General features: G+C 72.9%; 17 protein-coding genes. 6 read left to right on the forward strand and 11 right to left on the reverse strand.

All coding sequences use genetic code 11. The features are described from left to right. Window position 1: 1 nt before the first annotated feature. The 5 genes from QRT03_RS01805 to QRT03_RS01825 form a co-directional block, all read right to left on the reverse strand. Entirely contained in the window at window positions 2–442 is a 441-nt protein-coding gene (locus QRT03_RS01805) for a DUF2304 domain-containing protein (protein WP_286050712.1), read from the reverse strand. A gap of 1 nt (window position 443) precedes the next feature. Then, on the reverse strand, window positions 444–1,223 hold the full coding sequence (locus QRT03_RS01810; RefSeq protein WP_286050713.1) for a glycosyltransferase family 2 protein: 780 nt from the start codon (window positions 1,221–1,223) through the stop codon (window positions 444–446). Between the two features lie 151 nt (window positions 1,224–1,374). Next, window positions 1,375–2,100 carry a class I SAM-dependent methyltransferase gene (locus QRT03_RS01815; protein ID WP_286050714.1) on the reverse strand — a complete coding sequence of 242 codons (726 nt, stop codon included), beginning with the start codon at window positions 2,098–2,100 and terminating at the stop codon, window positions 1,375–1,377. A gap of 25 nt (window positions 2,101–2,125) precedes the next feature. Further along, window positions 2,126–3,232, reverse strand: a complete 1,107-nt coding sequence (locus QRT03_RS01820) for a glycosyltransferase family 4 protein (protein WP_286050715.1) — start codon at window positions 3,230–3,232, stop codon at window positions 2,126–2,128. A 225-nt stretch (window positions 3,233–3,457) separates the two neighbouring features. Further along, window positions 3,458–5,317, reverse strand: coding sequence for a hypothetical protein (locus QRT03_RS01825; protein WP_286050716.1), 1,860 nt, complete (start codon window positions 5,315–5,317; stop codon window positions 3,458–3,460). A 49-nt stretch (window positions 5,318–5,366) separates the two neighbouring features. Here QRT03_RS01825 and QRT03_RS01830 point away from each other — a divergent pair, with 49 nt between their 5' ends. Next, window positions 5,367–8,807, forward strand: a complete 3,441-nt coding sequence (locus QRT03_RS01830; RefSeq protein WP_286050717.1) for an arabinosyltransferase domain-containing protein — start codon at window positions 5,367–5,369, stop codon at window positions 8,805–8,807. Between the two features lie 181 nt (window positions 8,808–8,988). Here QRT03_RS01830 and QRT03_RS01835 read toward each other — a convergent pair whose 3' ends face one another. Then, entirely contained in the window at window positions 8,989–9,702 is a 714-nt protein-coding gene (locus QRT03_RS01835) for a class I SAM-dependent methyltransferase (protein ID WP_286050718.1), read from the reverse strand. Then, window positions 9,699–10,898: a lipopolysaccharide biosynthesis protein gene (locus tag QRT03_RS01840; RefSeq protein ID WP_286050719.1), complete on the reverse strand. Its 1,200-nt coding sequence runs from the start codon at window positions 10,896–10,898 to the stop codon at window positions 9,699–9,701. Before QRT03_RS01840 ends, QRT03_RS01835 begins: the two co-directional genes overlap by 4 nt. Before the next feature lie 219 nt (window positions 10,899–11,117). Here QRT03_RS01840 and QRT03_RS01845 point away from each other — a divergent pair, with 219 nt between their 5' ends. Next, the gene (locus QRT03_RS01845) at window positions 11,118–11,279 is read left to right on the forward strand and encodes a hypothetical protein (RefSeq protein WP_286050720.1); all 162 of its coding nucleotides are present in this window, start codon (window positions 11,118–11,120) and stop codon (window positions 11,277–11,279) included. Window position 11,280: 1 nt separating this feature from the next. On the opposite strand, the gene QRT03_RS01850 is transcribed toward QRT03_RS01845, so the two are convergent. From QRT03_RS01850 to QRT03_RS01860, 3 genes are all read right to left on the reverse strand, one after another. Continuing rightward, the gene (locus tag QRT03_RS01850; protein ID WP_286050721.1) at window positions 11,281–11,709 is read right to left on the reverse strand and encodes an Asp23/Gls24 family envelope stress response protein; all 429 of its coding nucleotides are present in this window, start codon (window positions 11,707–11,709) and stop codon (window positions 11,281–11,283) included. Then, window positions 11,706–12,974 (reverse strand): Na+/H+ antiporter NhaA, encoded by a 1,269-nt coding sequence (nhaA, locus tag QRT03_RS01855; protein ID WP_425604769.1) that lies wholly within the window; start codon window positions 12,972–12,974, stop codon window positions 11,706–11,708. Before nhaA ends, QRT03_RS01850 begins: the two co-directional genes overlap by 4 nt. Window positions 12,975–13,368: 394 nt before the next feature. Continuing rightward, entirely contained in the window at window positions 13,369–14,859 is a 1,491-nt protein-coding gene (locus tag QRT03_RS01860) for an alpha/beta hydrolase (RefSeq protein ID WP_286050722.1), read from the reverse strand. 197 nt (window positions 14,860–15,056) lie between these two features. Between QRT03_RS01860 and QRT03_RS01865 the strand changes: the two genes are divergently transcribed. The 4 genes from QRT03_RS01865 (at window position 15,057) to QRT03_RS01880 (ending at window position 19,060) form a co-directional block, all read left to right on the forward strand. Beyond that, window positions 15,057–15,341, forward strand: a complete 285-nt coding sequence (locus QRT03_RS01865; protein ID WP_286050723.1) for a PASTA domain-containing protein — start codon at window positions 15,057–15,059, stop codon at window positions 15,339–15,341. A 19-nt stretch (window positions 15,342–15,360) separates the two neighbouring features. Beyond that, window positions 15,361–16,332, forward strand: coding sequence for a TIGR03557 family F420-dependent LLM class oxidoreductase (locus QRT03_RS01870; protein ID WP_286050724.1), 972 nt, complete (start codon window positions 15,361–15,363; stop codon window positions 16,330–16,332). Window positions 16,333–16,592: 260 nt separating this feature from the next. Further along, window positions 16,593–18,206 carry a peptide chain release factor 3 gene (locus tag QRT03_RS01875; protein ID WP_286050725.1) on the forward strand — a complete coding sequence of 538 codons (1,614 nt, stop codon included), beginning with the start codon at window positions 16,593–16,595 and terminating at the stop codon, window positions 18,204–18,206. After that, window positions 18,203–19,060: a polysaccharide lyase family 20 protein gene (locus QRT03_RS01880; protein WP_286050726.1), complete on the forward strand. Its 858-nt coding sequence runs from the start codon at window positions 18,203–18,205 to the stop codon at window positions 19,058–19,060. The genes QRT03_RS01875 and QRT03_RS01880 overlap by 4 nt, the downstream gene beginning before the upstream one ends. Here QRT03_RS01880 and QRT03_RS01885 read toward each other — a convergent pair. Next, window positions 19,057–19,452, reverse strand: coding sequence for a hypothetical protein (locus tag QRT03_RS01885; RefSeq protein WP_286050727.1), 396 nt, complete (start codon window positions 19,450–19,452; stop codon window positions 19,057–19,059). The two genes, QRT03_RS01880 and QRT03_RS01885, sit on opposite strands and share 4 nt — an antisense overlap. Between the last annotated feature and the right edge of the window lie 11 nt (window positions 19,453–19,463).

Here is a 19,463-nt window from a genome sequence, read left to right on the forward strand (position 1 = left end):
ATCACACGCTCGGGGAGCCCGTCGATCGCGGCTTGACGGCTTCCCCGTCGTTCCCCTCGACTACGGGGTCCTCCTCCTCGGCCATGCCGATACGGGTCCGCCACTCAAGGTCCTCGAGACGGAGCCGGATGGCCCCGACCTCCTCCGCGAGCCGACGGCTCTGCTCCTCAAGGACGCCAACCTCGATCGAGAGCTGCAGCGACACTCCGAAGAGGATCAGGAGGCTCATCAGGAACAGCAGATTGCTCGGCACCGCGATGCCGAGCAGTCCTGACGCCCGCGCCAGCAGACCTGGAAACACCGACAACGCCACCGTCGCCCCGGCAACGAGCACCCAGAGGAACGCGTATTTCTGCCGGAGCCGCCTTCGGCGGAGCAGTTCGAAGACCAGCAGGAATGCCGCTACCGCTACCACTATGGTGACGATCGTGAGGCGAGCCATGTCAGGCCGAGGCCTCAGCGACCGATCCAGGACGGACGATCGGAGCCCTCCGAGCTACGGCGAGGAATATGGCCGTGACGACGCGGACGAGGTACGCGCAGGAGCGGAATGCGTTCTGGCTCGGGGTCCCGGCCGTCCGTTCGCGCATCGCGACAGGAACCTGAGCGATACGGAGCTTGGCCCGGCTCGCGAGGACCAGCGCCTCCACGGTGTCGCCGAGGTACTCCTCGGGGAAATCGAAGGCGAACAGCGCCAGAGCCCGTTCGTTCACCATCCTGAAGCCGGATGTGGGATCAGTGAGCGGAGTGCGCACCAGGCGCGAGAGCGTCGATGCAAGCAAGCGCATCGCCCACCGCCGCGGACCGCGCACGACATAGCCCCCGGTCCCCGCGAACCGAGCACCCACCACGACGTCGGCTTCGGTCAGTGCGGTACGGAGGCGGCCGATGTCGGCCGGATCGTGCTGGCCGTCGGCGTCTACCTGGACGACACAGCTGTAGCCCTCTTCGTAAGCGAACCGGTAGGCCGCTCGCATGGCTCCGCCAACGCCGAGGTTGAACGGGAGAGCCATGACCCGCGCACCAGCGGCCCGCGCCACGTCCGCGGTCCGGTCGATGGAACCGTCGTCGACCACGAGGAGGTCGGCGGCAGGCTCTCGGGAGCGAACCTCGGCCACGACACGACCGATCGAGTCCGCCTCGTTGAGTGCGGGCAACACGACGAGGAGAGAGCCCACCGACTGGCTTCCTGGAACGGTTGTCATCGCTGCTGCCAGCGTCATATGAGCCCCCTCGGCACGAGATGGGCGAGCGATCGCGGACACGCTCGCTTCCCGATCCCCGTGTCTAACGCCACGCGAGGAGGCTAGCCACAGCGCTTTCACAGCCGAATCCGGCACCCCGAACAGGTCACCCGAAGGGCGTAGTCGCTGGTCAGGCCGTCGTCGTGATGTACAGGCGCGAGTCCCACCGCGGGCCCGCGCTCGTGTCCGGGTCCGCCGCGACGACGCGAGCGCCCAGCGACTCGACGAGGCCCTCCACCTCCGGCTCCGGGGTGCCGTGCATCTCCATCCCACGCCGCAGGACGCGTGCGACGGGCGCGGGCAGGGCGGACAGCACCCGACCGGCGACCGACGACGACGGCCGGGTCGGCATCTGGAAGACGACGACGGCGCCCGGCCGGGCCACTCGCCAGAACTCACGGATGTAGCCGTGGGCGAGTGCCGGGGGCATGTGCTGGAGCACGCGGCAGGAGTAGACGAGGTCGACCGAATCGGTCTCGACCGCGCCCAGGTGGGTGCCGGTCACCTGGACGAACTGGCACGCCTCGTCGGTCACCAGCTCGCGCGCCTTGGCGAGCATCGTCGGCGAGATGTCGCACCCGAGGACCTGGTCGAAGCCGACCTGCGCGAGGCCGTGCGAGAGCCGTCCCGCACCGCAGCCGAAGTCGAGCGCCCGCGAACGTTCCGGCTGCAGGCCGAGCGCGTTGAGGCGGTCGAGCACCGCGTCGATCTCGGCGACGCCCGTCGCCAGGAACTCCTCCGGGCTCCAGCGATTGCCCGACTTGCCCTTGTCGGTGAGCACGGCCCACATCGGGTCCTCGCCGCCCAGCTTCGTCCAGGTGCGGGAGACGTCGTCGATGTCGCGGTCGGCGGTCACGGGTGATGCTCTCCAGGGTGGTCGGTCAGCCCGCGGCCTTGGTGAAGACCGCTTCGTAGGCGTCGAGCACGGACTCGACGCTGAAGGCCTCGGTGGCGGCGGCCCGGCCGCGGGTCGCGTCCGGCGGGTCGTCCCGGAGCTCCGCCAGTGCGCCGGTCAGCGCTGGGACGTCGCTCGGGGGCACGATCCTGCCGAACCCGGTGCGCTCGACCGGCAACCGCACCCCCGGCAAGTCGCTGACGACCGCGGGGACACCGGCGAGCATGCCGACGACCTGCACGATGCCGAAGGCCTCGAAGGCGTTCACCGACGGCAGGGCGAAGGCGTCGATCGACGCGTAGAACTCCCCCAACCGCTCGTCGGGGATGAAGCCGAGGAGCTCGACCCGGGGGTCGTGGCCGATGTGTGCGCGCACGCGGTCCACCACACTGCCACCGGCGATGCGGCTGTGGTCACCGCCGATGAGGAGACGGGCGTCCGGGTCGCCGAGGGCCAGGAACGCGTCGACGAGGTGCTCGACGCCCTTCTCCTCCACGATCCGGCCGAGGAAGCCGACGTGGAAGCCGTCCCCGCGTCGGTAGACCGGCTCGGCGGGCTCGACCGGGATGCAGGGCGGAGGGATCGCGACCATGTGCGGCGCGATCTCCGGCCACAGGCGACTCTCGCGGGCGTAGTCCTCGCTCGTCACCACGGTCGCCGTCGAGCGCTTGAGACCGCCCCGGCTCGACCGGTCCACCGCCTCGCGTTGCGCCACGTTGACCATGCCGGGCGGCAGGCTGACGTCGCAGTGGTAGGTCGAGACGACGGGGATGGGCGCGAGCCGGGTCAGCAGGCTCGCCTCGATGAGGGGCAGGTGCAGGTTCGCCACCCGCGACCGCCGCATCTCCCGGATCGCCATCCGCGTCAGGTTCACACCGACCGTGCCCTTGCCGACCTTCGCGAGGACGGGAGCCCGCACGACCCGGACCCCGTTGATCACCTCGTTCGTCGGGAGCGACGGCTCGTGCTTGCTCGCCACGACACACACCCGCCAGCCGCGCGCGGCGAGCCCCTCCGCCACGTCACGCGCGACGTTGGTGAGGCCCGAGACGTAGGGCGAGTAGTAGGTCAACACGATGACCAGATCGTTCACGACGGGTCTTGCGGTGCGGGCGATGTCCGCGCCTCCTCGCTACGTCTCGCGAACGACCGCCGTGGTCGGCCGATGTCATCCGTGCCCGTCCACGGTATCGGTCGAGAGAGATCATCGGCGTCACGCCCCGCATCCATCGGCCGGACAGATGAGCACGATCCGGACATCGGACGAACGCGGACGGTCGTGCTCGACGTCGGCGTGTGCTCGTTGTGAACGGGCGGGTCAACCGAAGGGGATCACCCAGCTGCCCTCGACGAGCCGCCCGGGGTTCCCGGCGACCGCGCGGGACCACGTCAGGACGCGCTCGGGCTCCCGCACCAGCTCGGGCACGACGACGATCGTGCTCACCTGCTTCGACGCGAGGTCGGCGCGGGCCGCCGCGACGTCCCCGCGGCCGCCGTCGAGGACGCCCTGCTGGAACGGGCCGATGAGCCCGTCGTGTTGAACCGGCACCTGGTCACTGCCGCCGATGAAGTAGCCGCCGGTCTGGCGGAACGAGAAGCCCGCGAGCGCCTGCCAGCGCACCGGGACCCCGCCGTCGCGCACCCAGTCCTGGGACGGTCTCGGCACGAGCTCCACGATCGAGCCGGGCGCGATCCCCGGGGTGCCGGCGAGGAAGAACGGGGGCGCGGAGGCGTCGGTGGTGCCCTGCTGGTCGCCCGGCACCCAGGTCGCCGCCGCGGCCAGGACCAGGCCGACCGCCGTGAGGCGTCCGACCCGGCCCCACCGGCCGTCGGGAAGGTCCCGGGTCAGGTGCTGGAGGGCGAGCGCCCAGATCGTCACCACGCCGAGGGCGACGAACGGGGCGAGTCGCCCGGCCTCGGCCTGCCCGACGAGCGGCACGTCGAGCAGCAGGCGCCACGGCAGCCCGGTTCCGGTGTCCTGGTCGAGCACCGCGATCGACGTCCCCAGCGACAGCACCGCGAGCAGGATCGTCACGACGAACGTCAGGAGGATCTCGCGCGACGCCACGAGGACGACGGCGACGAGGACCACGAGCAGCATCGCCGCCCCGAGGTACGAGCCCTGCTCGCCCGGGTACACCCGCATCTGCTCGGCCAGCGCGTCCGTGCCGGGGCGGATCGCGGTGAGCACCGAGGGGATCACGAAGTTCGCGGCGTCCGCGCCCATCTCGGTCGACTCGCGGATCGAGGCCTGCGGCCGGGACGGGCCCGCGAGCAGGACGTACACCGGGTAGGCGCTCAGTACCCCGGCGACGCCGGCCATAGCCACGACCGACCGGGCCACCGACGGCACCCGGCGCAGCGCCGTCCGCGGTGCGGAGACGGCGAGCACGACCGCCACCACGAGCAACGTCAGCGCCCCGAGCGCGACGGTCTGCGTGTAGAGCCCCATCTGCAGCGAGAACGCGAGACCGAGGAGCGCCCCGGCGAGCCAGGGACGACGCGGCGCGGCGAGCACCCGCACCGACGCCCACAGCACGATCGGCGGGAAGACCGACCACACCAGGTTCACGTGGCCGACCCACGCGTGCGCGACGACGAACGGCGAGAACCCGTAGACGAGCCCGGCGAGCGCCCGGATCCAGCGGGGCCCGACCAGCACGACGAGGCAGCGGTGCGCCAGGTACGCGGAGGCGACCGGCCCGAGGATCATCGCGACGTTGTCCGCGACCACGGGGCCGGCCGTCGCCGTCACCGGGCCGAGGAGCACCCCCAGCACCGGGACGCCGGTGTTCCACATCCCGTTGACCCCGGTCGGGGCGTTCTGCCAGGTCGTGGTGAACGGGTCGAGGCCGTGGGTGATCGCGTACCAGGTCCACCCCAGCCACCACGTGAACAGCGACGAGTCGGACGCCACCACCCCGGTGGCGCGGCCCGCGAGGTCGCCGAGCACGCGGTGGAACAGCAGCCCGGACGCGACCAGGTAAATCAGGAGGATCCCGACCTCGGCCGCGAGTGGCCGCCACCGGGTGGGGCGCCGCTCCGCCGGCGGGTCGGTGACGACGGGGGGCGCGATGGAGGTGCTCGTGGTGCTCAGGCGCCCTCCTCCGGCGGATCCGTCGGTGCCGAGCGTAGTCAGCCCCGACTCGGGCGTGGCTTCACGACGGGCACGACGCACCGGTTGTTAGCGTCTCCGTGACCGGGCGGCGGCGGGACGGAGCAGTGGAGTGGGCGAGGACACCGATCGTGGTGTCGAGGAGCCGCCGGACCCGCCGTCGGGATCGGGCAGTACGTCGACCACCCCGCTGCGGCTGCTGCGCCGCAAGCTCTCGACGGTGCGGCTGGTCCCCCGGACGGAGCGTGCCGACCGCGAGGGGCTCGACGCCGAGACCGAGCGCCTCCCCCCGGACGCCTTCACCCCGGACGACGAGCGGCCCGACCGCTGGGGGCCGGACGACTGGGGGCTCGACGGGCTGCTCGTCGCCCGCGTCGTCGCGGTGGCCTCGGCGGTCGTCGCGGTGGTGTGTGCTCTGCTGCTGCCCTTCGCGCCCGTCGTCCAGAACTCGCCCGAGATCCGGTGGCCGCTGAACGTCGACCGTCCCGAGTCGACGATGCTGATGCTGACGGCCTACCAACCGGAGTCGTTCTCGGCGCGCTTCAGCTGCCGGACCGCCCGCGAGGCGGGGGCCACGCCCGCCGGCTACGTGCTCACGACCATGGCGCCGAGCGCGAACGGGTTCGACGAGAAGGCGCTCTCGATCCGGGTCCGCTCGGACACGCTGACGGTCCGCAGCGGTGGGCAGGACATCGTCGCCGAGCGGCTCCCTCCGGGCGACTGCTCCTACACGGTCCGCGGGGACACGGCCGCCGTCCAGGTCAACCGGGACGGCCGGGACCTCGGACGCCTGACGCCGCGCTTCGGTGAGGCCGATCCGGACGAGATCCGGAACACCCCGCCGGACTCCCTGCCGGACCCCAAGCCGATCAGCGCCCTGCCCGACGTCGACGCGCTCTCCACCTCGCTCACCGCGCTGCCCGGCGCGGCGCCGGACGACCTGGCCGTCAGCATCACCGCGGACGACCGCTACGCGAGCTCTCCCACCTCGTACAAGCGCGGGCTGATCACCGCCGCGATCCTGGCCGTGGTGCTGGGCGGCATCGCCACCACGGCGTCGATCGTGCTGTCGCGGCGCAAGGCCCGACGGCGCGACCCCGAGCTGCTGCGGCCGACGCCCTGGTGGGCGCGGATCGACCGCATCCTGCTCGCCCGGCTCTCGACGTGGCGACCACGGCTGGTCGACGCGGTCGTCGTCGTCGCGCTGTGGGCGTGGCTCTACCTCGCGCCCCTGACCGATGACGACGGCTACTACTCCGCGATGGCGGCCAACGTGCCGCACGGGGGCTACGTCCCGAACTACTACCAGCTCTACAACCAGGGCTTCACGCCGTTCTCCTGGCCGTACTACCTGCTCTCCTGGTGGCAGCAGCACGCCGGGTTCTCGCCGGTCGCGCTGCGCGTGCCGTCCGTGGTGCTCGGCCTGCTGACCTGGATCGCGATCCGCGTGTTCGTGGCGCGGTGCGCCGGGCTGACCCATCCCTGGAAGTCCCACCGCTGGCTCGCCACGGCCTCCCGCGTCGCGCTGTGCGTCGCCTTCCTGTCCTGGTGGCTCGCCTACGACGTCGGGACCCGCCCGGAGCCCTACACCGCGGTCTTCGCCGCGGGCGCCCTCGCGCTCGTCGCGGAGGGCATCGAGCGACGTCGGCTCGACCTGCTGGCGGGCTCCGTGGGTCTCGGCTCGATCGGCCTGATGACGGCGCCCACCGGCTTCATCTGCCTCGCGCCCCTCCTCGCCGCGACCCCGACGGTGTGGCGGCTGATCCGCGAGCGGTCCGTGCACTGGTGGGAGATCCCGCCGCGCTGGCTCGTCGTGATCGCCCCCGGCGCGCTCGGGGCGGTGTTCGGCTTCGCCGACGGCACGTACGCCGACTTCGTGCGGTCCCAGGAGATCTTCGCGCCGATCCAACGGGCACAGACCTGGTACCTGGAGTTCGAGCGCTACGCCTCGCTGCTGAACGAGACCACGCGCTTCGGGACCTACGCGAAGCGCATCACGGTCCTGCTCTGCCTGCTCGCGCTGATCTGGTTCCTGATGACGGCGGTGGTGGCGCGGGTGCGCGACCTCCCGGTGCCCGGGCGCCTGATGCTCGCGGGCTGGTCGACGATCCTCGCGTTCGCCCTGCTGCTTCCGACGCCGTCGAAGCCCTCGCACCACTTCGGCGCGATCGTCGGGGTCGGCGCACCGTTCCTCGCGCTGCTCCTGGTCGCCGGGCCCGGGCTGGTGCGCGACTCGGTGCGCGCCGGGAAGGGCCGCGTTCCGGTGCCGGCGATCCTGGCCGCCGCGGTCGCGGCGATCGCGGTCATCGCGCTCGCCGGGCACGGCCGCAACCGGTGGGCCTTCATGTGGGGCCTGGGCCAGCCCTCCTGGCTGGACTACCCGTCGGTCAAGGGCTTCTACTTCGACCAACCGCAGTACTGGGCGGTCCTGCTGGTCGTCCTGACCCTCGCAGTCGTCCTCGTGACCTCGATCCGCGGCCGTGGCTGGCGACCCTGGGCGATGCTGGTCGCGATCCCGATGCTCTGCGTCGCGGCCATGGGGATCTCGACGACGCGGGCCGTGGCCGACTTCGCGCTGGCGGCGGACCGGACGTCGACGACCTACTCCCCGGCGGGCGACGCGTGGCGCGACCCGGCAGCCGTGAACTGCGGTGCCGAGCAGGCCATCGACGTCCTGACCCCGCAGCGCTACCCGCTCGCGCCGCTGATCCCGGTCCCGGCCGCCGACGAGGAGCCGCCGGACCAGCCGTTCCCGCGGGACGCGTTCCTGCCGACCAGCCCGCCTCCAAGGGATCTCGCGCCGAATCTGCCGGTGTGGGGCAGCTTCCAGCCCCCGTCCGAGGGCCGGTCGCCGGACGCCCGGACGGGGTCGTTCACCACCGGCTGGTACCGCCTGCCGCCCGGCCCGCCGAGCGCGATCGCCGTCACCACCGAGGTCTCCGGGCGCGTCGGGAAGGGCAACTCGCTCGCCGTCGAGTTCGGCCGGCCCGGCCCCGGACCCGGTGGGGTCGAGCCGCTGGGGGTCCGACCCGTCAAGGACACGAGCGACGACACCGCCTGGCGCGCGGTCGACCTCACGAAGTCGCAGAGCGCGCCGGCCGACGCGCGGTTCGTGCGGGTGACCGCGACCGACCAGGCCACCGACGTCGGCGGGTGGCTCGCCCTCTCGGCCCCGTTGTTCTCGCGCTGGGCACCGATGAACGTGGCCCTGCCCCGCGACGGCGTCTACACGGTGAACTGGGAGAACGCGTTCCTGTTCCCGTGCATCACCCAGCCGGTGCAGCAGAACGGCGTCACGCAGACGATGGACGGGTTCCTCGGGTACGGCGAGACCCGGGGCGAAGCGCTCGCCGACTTCGTCGCCAAGCCGGACAGCGGCGGCATCGTCGGGAACGCGTACCGCGAGGCCGAGGTGACCGAGCTGCGCACCCGGTTCCGCGACTTCCCGGACATCGACGACGACGTGCTGCTCATGCTCTTCGAGCAGCCGTACCCGAGCGAGCGCTACACCGTGGAGCGGAACTCGCGGGTGGTGTCGGGGCTGACGCCGTAGTCCCGTCGACACGATGTCCCAATGTCTCTTACATTCGGACACCTGGCGCTACGATAGGGACAGCGCACCCGCGCGCACGTCAGGCGCGCGTCGTCGATCCCTACGGCGGCATCCGGGAGCTGCTGACGCCCCAGGACTCCCGACAACCGACCCTGCCGCTGAACTGGACGACGATCTGACCTCAGATGGCAGAGCGCAGGACGAACATGGACGACTCGCCCGCGCCCGGCCGCAGGACCATCCGGCCGGACAGGAACTGCGTGAACGCCGGGACCGCGTAGCGGGCGGCGTCCAGCAGCTTCGGAAGCCGCGAGTAGGGCACGTTCCAGAGCCCGTCGGTGCCCTCGCGCTCGACCGTGAAGCCGTGGTCGGCCAGGACCGACCGCCACTCGGCGTGCGGCTTCAGATTGATGTGGGTGGGGTCGGCGAACCCCATCCAGTCCGCCCCGGCGAGCGCGCGACCGCGACCGGCCGGGTCCGGCATCACGACGAGCGCCTGTCCGCCCGGGCGCAGGACGCGCCGCCACGTGGCGAGGACGTCGGTGACGACGTCGTCGGTGAGGTGTTCGAGCACGTGGATCGCGGTCAGGGCGCCGAACCCGTCGTCGGGAAGGTCCTCGACGGCGGTGCTGATCGTGGCGCCGGGCGCGTTCGTCCGCGCAGCCGCGGCCGACCACTCGGAGAGTTCGAAGCCCGACGCCGGCCCGAGCGCGGAGAGCCGCCGGGCCAGGTGGCCGGTGCCGCAGCCGAAGTCCAGGTACGGCCCACCGTCGCAGTACCGCCCGACGAGGCGGGTGTAGTAGCCCAGCGCGGGCCGGTCGCCGGCCTGGCCGTTGGCGTCGTAGTAGGCCGCGTCGTAGTGCTCGGCCTCCCCCTGATGGGGTTCGAAGCTCACGTGGTCGTCCTCTCGCGGTCGCGCGCCAACAGTGCCGTGCTCGCCAGCGCCCCCACGAGCGACCCCACGCCGAAGGCGATCTCGCCGGCGACCACGACGCCCGGCACCAGCCAGAACGTCAGACCCGCCGCGACGAGCCCGGTCAGCCAGCTCAGGGCCACGTCGACGTGCCGGTTCCGCGCCACGTGCACCTGCGTCACGACCACGAGGGCCACGTGGGCGAGCACGCCCGCGATGATCACGGCGAGCTCGACGCCCGGGATGCGGTACTCCGGGCCGAAGATCAGGGTGACGATCGGCGGGCCGATCCACCACGCCAGCGGCACGCCGACGACGGCGAGCGCCACCAGTCCGGCGGTGCCACGGGCGAAGAGCCGGAAGACCTCGCGACGACGGCCGGCGGCGAGCAGCCGGGTCAGCGTCGGGACCACGGCGGACTGCAGCGGCACCACCATCGACAACGGCGCCTTGGCGATCGTGAACGCCGCGACGAACACGCCGGCCGCGGCCTGGGCCCCGCCGTCGGCGAGGGCGACGACCACCACCGGGAGCCCGTTGAGCAGCAGCTGCGCGCACACCGAGCCGACCAGCAGCGGCATCGCCGAGCTCACCAACGCGCGGGTGGAGTGGTCGGTCGCTCCCGGGTCGGGGTACTCGCGCTCGGCCCGGCGCCAGACCGCCGGCACCAGCGGGAGGTGCGCCAGGGCGATCGCGACGACGAGCGCCCAGCAGTAGAACGCCGCCTGGTCGGCGCCGAGCACGAGCAGCACGACGGCGAACCCGAGCCGCAGCAGCGCGTCGAGGACCATGACGGCGCCGTGGCGCACCAGCCGGTCGGTCCCGATGAGGATGCCGCGCAGCAGGAACTGCCCGGCGGACACCACGCACAGGGCGATCAGCGCGGCGAGGGCGCCGACGTGGCCGTCCAGCGAGCTCCAGACCAGCGGGGACGCCGCGCCGAGCACCGCGAGGGCGAGTCCGCCGAGGATGCCGGCGGTGCCGAGGCCCGCCACCAGCACCCGCCGTCGGGACTCCCGCATCGCCAGCCGGCGGGCGAGCTCCTGCTCGAGCGGGAGGAACGGCCCGAAGCCGAGCACGAGCGCCAGTGCCCAGAAGGCACCGAACGTCGCGTACTCGGCGGGCGTCAGTCCCCGGGCGACGACCGCCAGGTAGACGTTGACCAGGAGCCCCGACACGACCACGCCGACCCCGGCGGAGCTGACGAGACGCCGCGCGCCCGGGCCGCCTCGGGGCGCCGAGCGGGTCGGGTCGGCTGTGGTGCTGATGAGAGGACGATAGCGGTGCGCCACCTGCCTCCCGTCCCTCGCCCGAGGTTCGGCATGTCCTGCACCATCCGCGTGATGCTGCGGTCACACCCCTGTGTGACCTACCGAACGTGAAGGTACGGTGACCCTGTGAACGTGCAGAAGGTCGTCGGCGTCCTCGTGGCGATCCTCGTCATCTTCTGGATCGTCAGTTCCCCGAACACGGCGGCGGGCACCGTGAACGGGGTTCTCGCGAGCCTCGGCAACGCCGGCGACTCGCTGATCACGTTCCTGCGCGGAGTCGCTCCGTAGCTCAAACCGCCGCGGTCGGCGGTGCGGCCGGGTCCTCCTCCCCACCGGGCAGCACCACGTCGGTGATGACGATGTTCAGCTCCGTCACCTTCACGCCCGCGATCTGGTCGACCGCCTCGGGCACGTGCCGCCGCAGCGCCCGCGTGAGCTCCCGGGCCCCGGCGCCGTACTCGATCGCGACGTCCAGCCCGACGACGGCGGTCTCCCCGTCGATCTCCACCCGCACGCCCGCGACGTTGTCGCTCGCGCCGGTCAGCGTCTGCCGGACCGCCCCGACCGCGCGGGCGGTGGTGCCGCCGAGCCCGGCGATGCCCGGGATCTCGCGGGTCGCGAAGGCGACGACCTTCTGGACGACGGCGGGCAGCACCTCCGTCGAGCCGGTGACCCCGATCGGGTCGGTGAGGGGCGGGGGAGGCGTCGCTGCGGTCATGCTCCCGGTGTACCCGCTCGCGCCCTCCGTCGTGCGCCGGCGCGCAGCACGATCGTGGCCAGGCCGGCGGCGAGCAGGGACGCGACGACGATGCCGACCTTGACGTGGTCGTCGGCCGGCGTGCCCCCGCCGAAGGCGAGCTCCCCGACGAGCAGCGACACCGTGAAGCCGATCCCGGCGAGCATCGCCAGCCCGACGACGTCGAGCCAGCTCAGCGACTCGTCGAGCTGCGCCCGGGTGAACCGCTGCACGAGCCACGTCGCCCCGGTGACCCCGAGCGTCTTCCCGACGACGAGGCCGACGACGACCCCGATCGTGATCGGGTTGAGGAACGTGGCGGCGAGATCGGTGCCGCCGATGACGGTCACGCCGGACGCGAAGAACGCGAACACGGGCACCGCGACCCCGGCCGAGAGCGGGCGCCAGCGGTGCTCGAAGTGCTCGGACAGGCCCGGGCCCTCGCCGGGCTTCTTCCGGACGATGGGCACGGTGAAGCCGAGCAGCACCCCGGCCACGGTCGCGTGCACTCCGGACTCGTGGACCAGCACCCAGGCGAGGAGGGCGAGCGGCAGCAGGAGCCACCAGGACCGCACCCGTCGCTGCACCAGCACCGCGAACAGCGCGATCGGGATCAGGGCGAGCAGCAGCGGGCCGACGGCGAGGTCGTCGGTGTAGAAGATCGCGATGATCGTGATGGCGAGCAGGTCGTCCACGACGGCGAGCGTCAGCAGGAACGTGCGCAGCGCGGTCGGCAGCCCGCGGCCGATGACGGCGAGGATCGCGAGCGCGAAGGCGATGTCGGTCGCCGTCGGGACGGCCCAGCCGACCAGGCCCTCCGGGTTCGCCAGGTTGATCACGGTGTAGAGCACGGCCGGGACCGCCATGCCCCCGACGGCCGCGGCGACCGGCAGCACCGCCCGCGCCGGCTCGCGCAGGTCCCCGGCGACGAACTCGCGCTTGAGCTCGAGGCCGGCGACGAAGAAGAAGATCGCGAGCAGGCCGTCGGCCGCCCACGTGGCGAGCGAGAGGTCCAGGTGCAGGGCCGCCGGCCCGACGGTGAGCGACCCGAGCCACGTGTACGTCTCGCGCCAGGGCGAGTTGGCCCAGATCAGCGCGAGCGCGGCCGCGCCGATCAGCAGGGCCCCACCGACCGTCTCGGTCCGCAGCAGCTCCCCGATCCGCGAGGACTCCCCCGGCGACGGCGGCACGAACAGCCGGCCGGCGCGGGTACGGCGGATGCGGTCGCGACGGGGGGTGCTGGTCACGGGGCTCCTTCGAGCGGGCAGGCGGCAACGACCGCCGACCAGACTTCCCGGCACACCGATCGTTGATCCTACCGGCGGGGCAGCGCGCCTGCCCGCGTGTGCGAGCCGTGCCACCTCGGGGGAACTCGGAGGTGAGCGGGGCGCGGTCTCGGCAGGTCGCGGCTCAGCAGACCGCGTTCGGCGCCGCCGTGGCGGCACCCGATCCGGCTCACCCAGGGGCCCCGGACCCACGTCCACCCCCGGCGCACCTTGTCGCGGCGAATCCCAACGACAAGCGCTCGCGCCTCGTCTTGTCGCGGCCTTCCGACCGCGGGCGCCCACCTTGTCGTTGGGAATCCCAGCGACAGGGCGGGGGCAATCCCGCGAGAACCCGCGACAAGGCGCCGGGTCGGCGTCAGCACACGGCGTTCGGCGCCGGGAGGGCGAGCGTCACGAGGTAGCGGTTCACCTGGTCGTCGACGCAGCGCACGCCCTGGCCGTAGACGGTGTGCCCGTCCCCGCGGTAGGTCAGCAGCGCCGAGCCCTGCAGGCGCCGGACCAGGTTCTGGCTGTTGCGGTAGGGCGTCGCGGGGTCGTTCGTGGTGCCGATGACCAGCGTCGGCGGCAGGCCGGCGCCGGACGGCGGGACCAGCGGGTCCTGCGGCACGGGCCAGCGGGCGCACGTGAGCCCGGAGACGAGGACGTTCCCGCTGAAGTGCGGCGCGCGGACCTCGGCGGCGCGGGCCTGCGCGAAGACGTCCTCGGGGTTGCGTGGCCACGAGTTGTCCAGGCAGGTCACCGCGTTGTACGTGTCCGAGTTCGAGCCCTCGAAATACCGGGCGGCCAGGCGGCGGAACGGGGCGCCGTCGCCGGAGTCCGCCGCCTGCAGCGCCTTGGCGAGGGTGGGCCAGTTGCCCTTCGAGTAGAGGGGGAGGACGACGCCGAGCTCCAGCAGACCCGGGGACAGCGGGGTCATGCCCGGCACGGGCAGCGGCGCGGCCTCGACCTTCGCGCGCACCCGGTCGAGCATCCCGATCGCGTCCGGGCCGGCCTCGCAGTCCGGGCGGCGGGCGCAGTCGGCGGCGAACTGGCGCAGGGAGTTCTCGAAGCTCTCCGCCTGGCTGGGGTCGAGGCCGGGCAGGGTCACGTCGACGACGCCGTCGAGCACCATCGCGCGGACCCGCTGCGGGAACTGCTCGCCGTAGACCTGGCCGATCGAGGTGCCGTACGAGTAGCCGAGGTAGGAGATCTGCTGCTGGCCCAGCGCGTTGCGGATGGCGTCCATGTCCCGCGCGACGTCGCGGGTGCCCAGGTGCGGGAGCAGCTGGCGGTAGGCGTCGCCGCAGGACTGGTCGTAGCGCTCGACGGCCTGGGCGGTGGCGGCCTCGTCCGCGGGGTCGCCCGGGTCGGGGTCGCCGTAGTACGGGGTGTCCGGGCCGACCGGGCAGGCGAGGTTCGCGCTGCGCCCGACGCCGCGCGGGTCGAACCCGATGACGTCGAACCGGGCCGCCACGTCCGCCGGCACCTGGCCGCTCTCCACCGTCTCGATGCCGGAACCGCCCGGGCCGCCCGGGTTGACCAGCAGGGCCCCGACCTTGTTCGCCTGGTCGGCGGCGGGCTGGCGGACGATCCCGATCGTGATGGTCGGGCCGGTGGGGACGGCGTAGTCGATCGGCACCGTGATCTGCGCGCACTCGAACTTCTGGTCGCAGGGCACGAACTGCGCCGGCGCGCCGAGGGGGGTGGGCGGGGCGGCCGGAGCACTCGCGGACGACGTCGGGGCCGGGCTGGAGGACTCCAACGGCGGGGCGGCCTGGTTCCCACCCGTGCACGCGCCCAGGACGAGACCTCCGGCGAGCACCGCGACCGTCAGCCTCCGCCGTCCGGACCTGCGTCGTTGCTCCATCGCGCCGCTCCCGTTCCGCCTCTGGGGCCAGCCCCCGCCGAGGACGACCGTCCGGGCATCCAACCGCACGCCCGCGGACGTGGCCGCGCCACCCGGCGTCGGGAACCGGCCGGGAGACCGGTTCGCGACGATGCCGGATTTCCTGGCACTGGGTGCAAGCAGTGACGCATTGCTTGCGCTGGCGCTACCGTCACAGCATGGACGAACCCGACCTGGTGCTGGTGCCGGCGCTGGTCGGGCTGCCCGCCGCCGAGGCCCACGAGCTGGCGATCACCGCGCGGGTGGTCGCGGTGGACCCCGACCCGGACACGCCGCCCACGGTGAGCGGCACGGTCACCGACCAGGAGCCGAAGGCCGGGATCCGGGTGCCCGCCGGCGACCCGGTGACGATCTGGGTCGAGCCCGACGACGGCGGCGGGGGCGGGAACATGCCCCGCGTGGCGCCGGACAAGCCGCTCGACGGAGCCGGGGCGAACGCCTGACGATCGGGCACCCGGCCCCATGACATCCCTGAAGATCGGGTACAAGCTCATCGCCGAGGCCTACGGGCCGGCCGAGATGGTCCGCCAGTGCGTGCTGGCCGAGCAGGCGGGGTTCGACTTCGTCGAGATCTCCGACCACTTCCACCCGTGGGTCTCCGAGCAGCAGCACTCGGGGTTCGCGTGGTCGATGCTCGCCGCCATGGCCGCGAAGACCGAGCGCATCGAGCTCGCGACCGGCGTGACCTGCCCGTTCATCCGCTACCACCCGGCCGTGATCGCGCAGGCCGCGGCGACCACGCAGATCCTCGCCGAGGGCCGGTTCACGCTCGGCGTCGGCTCCGGCGAGCGGCTCAACGAGCACGTGGTCGGGCAGGGCTGGCCGCCGGTGCACGTCCGGCACCGGATGTTCCGGGAGTCCCTGGAGATCATCCGGCTGCTCTGGCAGGGCGGATACCAGAGCTACGAGGGCCGCCACCTGACCCTCGAGGACGCGCGGGTCTTCGACCTGCCCGACGAGCTGCCGAGGATCGTCGTCGCGGCCGGGGGCTCCCGCGCCGCCACGCTCGCCGCGGAGCTGGGCGACGGGCTGTTCGTCACCGAGCCGAGCGCGGACCTCGTGGCGGCCTACCAGGGTGCGGGCGGCTCGGGGCCGGCCTACGCCGAGGTGCCGTTGGCGTACGCGGGCACCGAGGACGAGGCGGCCGAGTCCGCACGCCGACTCTTCCGGTTCGGCATCACCGGCTGGAAGGTGCAGGCCGAGCTCCCCAACCCGGTGAACTTCGACGCGGCGACCGCGCTGGTGACCGCGGACGTCATGCGGTCGAACTTCGGGTGCGGCCCCGACCTGGACCGCCACCTGGAGGTGACGAAGCCGTTCGTGGACGCCGGGTACGACCACCTCGCCCTGATCAACGCCGGCCCGGACGTCGACGGGTTCTTCGAGCACGCGGCGAACGGGCTGATCGAGGAGGCGCGCGGGCTGGGCCGGTGACGACGACGGCGGCCGGTCCTCTCCCCCCGGGAGGACCGACCGCCGCCGGACGTCCCACCAAACCGGGCGGTTCGTCCGCGATGAGTGTGCCTCGTGAACGCGGGGTGAAACAGTCGACGCCGCTGTGATCCGGTCGGCGGTTCGTCCGACGCGACGAGCGCGCCCGCCGCGCCCGTCCCCCAGACGCCGGTCACACCGCTGCTCCCCGTAGCCTGATCAGTGATGGATACGGGCGTCGGGGGACCAGAACGGGGCGGGCGATGACCGTCGCGTCGCCGACCACGGTCGCAGGAGCGCCGGCCGACGAGGCCCGCCGCCGCCGGACGTTCGCGGTGATCTCCCACCCGGACGCCGGCAAGTCCACGCTGACCGAGGCGCTCGCCCTGCACGCCGAGGTCATCTCGGCCGCCGGCGCGGTGCACGGCAAGGGCGGCCGCAAGGGCGTCACGTCCGACTGGATGGACATGGAGCGCGAGCGCGGCATCTCCGTCACCAGTGCCGTGCTCCAGTTCGCGTACCGCGACCACGTCATCAACCTGCTCGACACCCCCGGGCACGGCGACTTCTCCGAGGACACCTACCGCGTCCTCGCCGCCGTCGACGCCGCGGTGATGCTCCTCGACGCCGCCCGCGGTCTCGAACCGCAGACCCTGAAGCTCTTCGACGTGTGCCGGGCCCGCGGGGTGCCGGTGCTGACCTTCGTCAACAAGTGGGACCGCCCCGGCCGGGAGCCGCTGGAGCTCGTCGACGAGGTCGAGCAACGGATCGGACTGCGGCCGATGCCGATCACGTGGCCGGTCGGGATCGCCGGTGACTTCCACGGGCTGGTCGAACGTGCGGACGGGACGATGCGGCGCTTCACCCGGGCCGCGCACGGGGCGTCCAAGGCCGCCGAGGAGATCCTCGACGCCGACCGGGCCGCCGCCGAGGAGGGCGTGGACTGGGAGCGGGCCACCGAGGAGCTCGAGCTGCTCGGCGAGATCGGCGCCGACTTCGACCCGGTCGACTTCCACGCCGGCACCGCGACCCCCGTGATGTTCGGAGCCGCGCTGTCGAACATCGGCGTGGCCCGGCTCCTGGACGCGCTGGTCGAGCTCGCCCCACCGCCCGCGCCGCGGCCGAGTGCCGCGGGCGCCGAGCGCCCGATCGAGGCGCCGTTCTCGGGGCTCGTGTTCAAGGTGCAGGCGTCGATGGACAAGTCCCACCGCGACCGGGTCGCCTTCGTGCGCATCTGCTCGGGGCGCTTCGAGCGCGGGATGGTGCTGACCCACGACGCGACCGGCCGTCCCTTCGCCACGAAGTACGCCCAGGCGATGTTCGGACGCGACCGGTCCACCATCGACGAGGCCTTCCCGGGTGACATCGTCGGGCTGGTCAACGCGAACGCCCTGCGCCCGGGCGACACGCTCTGGGCGGAGAAGCCGGTCACGTTCCCGACCATCCCGAGCTTCGCGCCCGAACACTTCTCCGTGGCGAGGGTGGCGGACGCGTCGAAGACCAAGCAGTTCCGCAAGGGCATCGAGCAGCTCGACTCCGAGGGCGTCATCCAGGTGCTCTCCTCGGACCTGCGCGGTGACCAGGCGCCCGTGCTCGCCGCCGTCGGGCCCCTGCAGTTCGAGGTGGTGGCCGCCCGGCTGGCCGACGAGTTCTCGGCGCCGATCAAGCTCGAACGTCTCGACTACACGCTCGCCCGTCGCACCGACGCGGCCGGCGTCGAGGCCCTGAAGGGGGCGATCGGGATCGAGGTGCTCACCCGGCGGGCCGACGGCGAGCTGCTCGCCCTCTTCCCGCACAAGTGGCGGCTGCAGGCCGTGACCCAGAACCAGCCGGACCTGCTGCTCGAGCCGCTCATCGCCGAGGGATCCGGGCAGTGAGGGCCCACGGCGTCCTGGGCGCGGCGGTCTCGCTCCTGCTCGTCGCCGGCGTGGTGGTCGGCTGCTCCACCGACGAGCCGGGCACGGGGTCGAGCACCGGCTCGGGCTCGGGCGTGACCGCGACCGACGCGCCACCCCCGCTGACCGGCGCCCCCGACCCCGCGACCGTGCCGCCGCCGATCTGGCAGGCCTCGCTCTCCGGGCCGGACCCGCTGCGCAACTTCCGCGACACCCCCTACAACAACGACGGCGCACCCGCCCCGAGGCTGGTCGACGCCCCGGAGGTGGACGGCGCGAAGGCGTTGGAGTTCACCGTGCCCGGCGGGGGGCGGCGCAGCGAGCTCGAGCCGAACACCCAGTTCTACCGCGAGGGTGACGAGGCCTGGTTCGGTTTCGCGTGGAACCTCCCGGACGACTTCCCGGTGAACGCCCAGGGCTGGCAGGTCCTCGCGCAGTGGAAGAACTCCGGGGACGGGAGCCCGCCGATCGAGGTCAAGGTCGAGGGCGGCCAGTTCAAGCTGGACGGCGGCGCCGGCGGGGAGGACCCGGGCGGCAACTACTTCTCGGTGCCGATCGGCCCGGCGCTGACCGGGCGGCAGACCGACATCGTGGTGCACATCCGCTTCTCCACCGACCCGACGAAGGCCTCGGTGGACGTCTGGCAGAACGGCCAGCAGCGGCTCACCGACTACAAGCCGCCGGGCGGCACCCGCTACGAGGGCGACGACTCGTACCTCAAGACCGGCATCTACCGGGACTCCGCGATCTCCGAGACCGCGAACCTGTTCCTCATGGACGCCCGGATCGCGAACAGCTACGAGTCGGCGTCGGCGCTGGTGGGCCCGAAGAGCTAGACGGGGGACCGGCGGGCCGGCGGGAGCCCGCGGGGCGGGAGCGCGTCGTTGATGATCTTCGAGAGCCCCGCCGGGTCGTCCACCTCGACGACGACACGGTGGAACGGCTCGCCGCGCAGGTAGATCGCCAGCAGGGTGGGCGCCGCGTGCACCATCCACAGCTGGCGGCGTTCGCCGACGCCGTAGGCGCCCGCCCGCAGGACGCCCGGCACGCTGATGCCGGGGAGGTGCACCCGCGGGCTGGCCAGCACCGCGTCGCGGCGGCCGAGGGTCCGGGCACCGAGGACCCGGTCGATCGGCAGGAACACCCCGCCGCGGAACGCGTAGAGCCGGTCACGCCCGGTGAATCGGAGCAGCACACCCTGCTCGGTCACCCTGGTGTGGACGCCCACCCCACCGTCCC

It is taken from the genome of Actinomycetospora termitidis, from assembly GCF_030286555.1.
GTDB lineage: Bacteria > Actinomycetota > Actinomycetes > Mycobacteriales > Pseudonocardiaceae > Actinomycetospora > Actinomycetospora termitidis.

Excerpts from the sequence above, each read along its gene's own strand:
- QRT03_RS01805 (WP_286050712.1), bottom strand. The coding sequence starts at position 442 with ATGGCTCGCCTCACGATCGTCACCATAGTGGTAGCGGTAGCGGCATTC.
- QRT03_RS01810 (WP_286050713.1), bottom strand. The coding sequence starts at position 1,223 with ATGACGCTGGCAGCAGCGATGACAACCGTTCCAGGAAGCCAGTCGGTG.
- QRT03_RS01875 (WP_286050725.1), top strand. The coding sequence starts at position 16,593 with ATGACCGTCGCGTCGCCGACCACGGTCGCAGGAGCGCCGGCCGACGAG.
- QRT03_RS01860 (WP_286050722.1), bottom strand. The coding sequence starts at position 14,859 with ATGGAGCAACGACGCAGGTCCGGACGGCGGAGGCTGACGGTCGCGGTG.
- QRT03_RS01870 (WP_286050724.1), top strand. The coding sequence starts at position 15,361 with ATGACATCCCTGAAGATCGGGTACAAGCTCATCGCCGAGGCCTACGGG.
- QRT03_RS01850 (WP_286050721.1), bottom strand. The coding sequence starts at position 11,709 with ATGACCGCAGCGACGCCTCCCCCGCCCCTCACCGACCCGATCGGGGTC.
- QRT03_RS01865 (WP_286050723.1), top strand. The coding sequence starts at position 15,057 with ATGGACGAACCCGACCTGGTGCTGGTGCCGGCGCTGGTCGGGCTGCCC.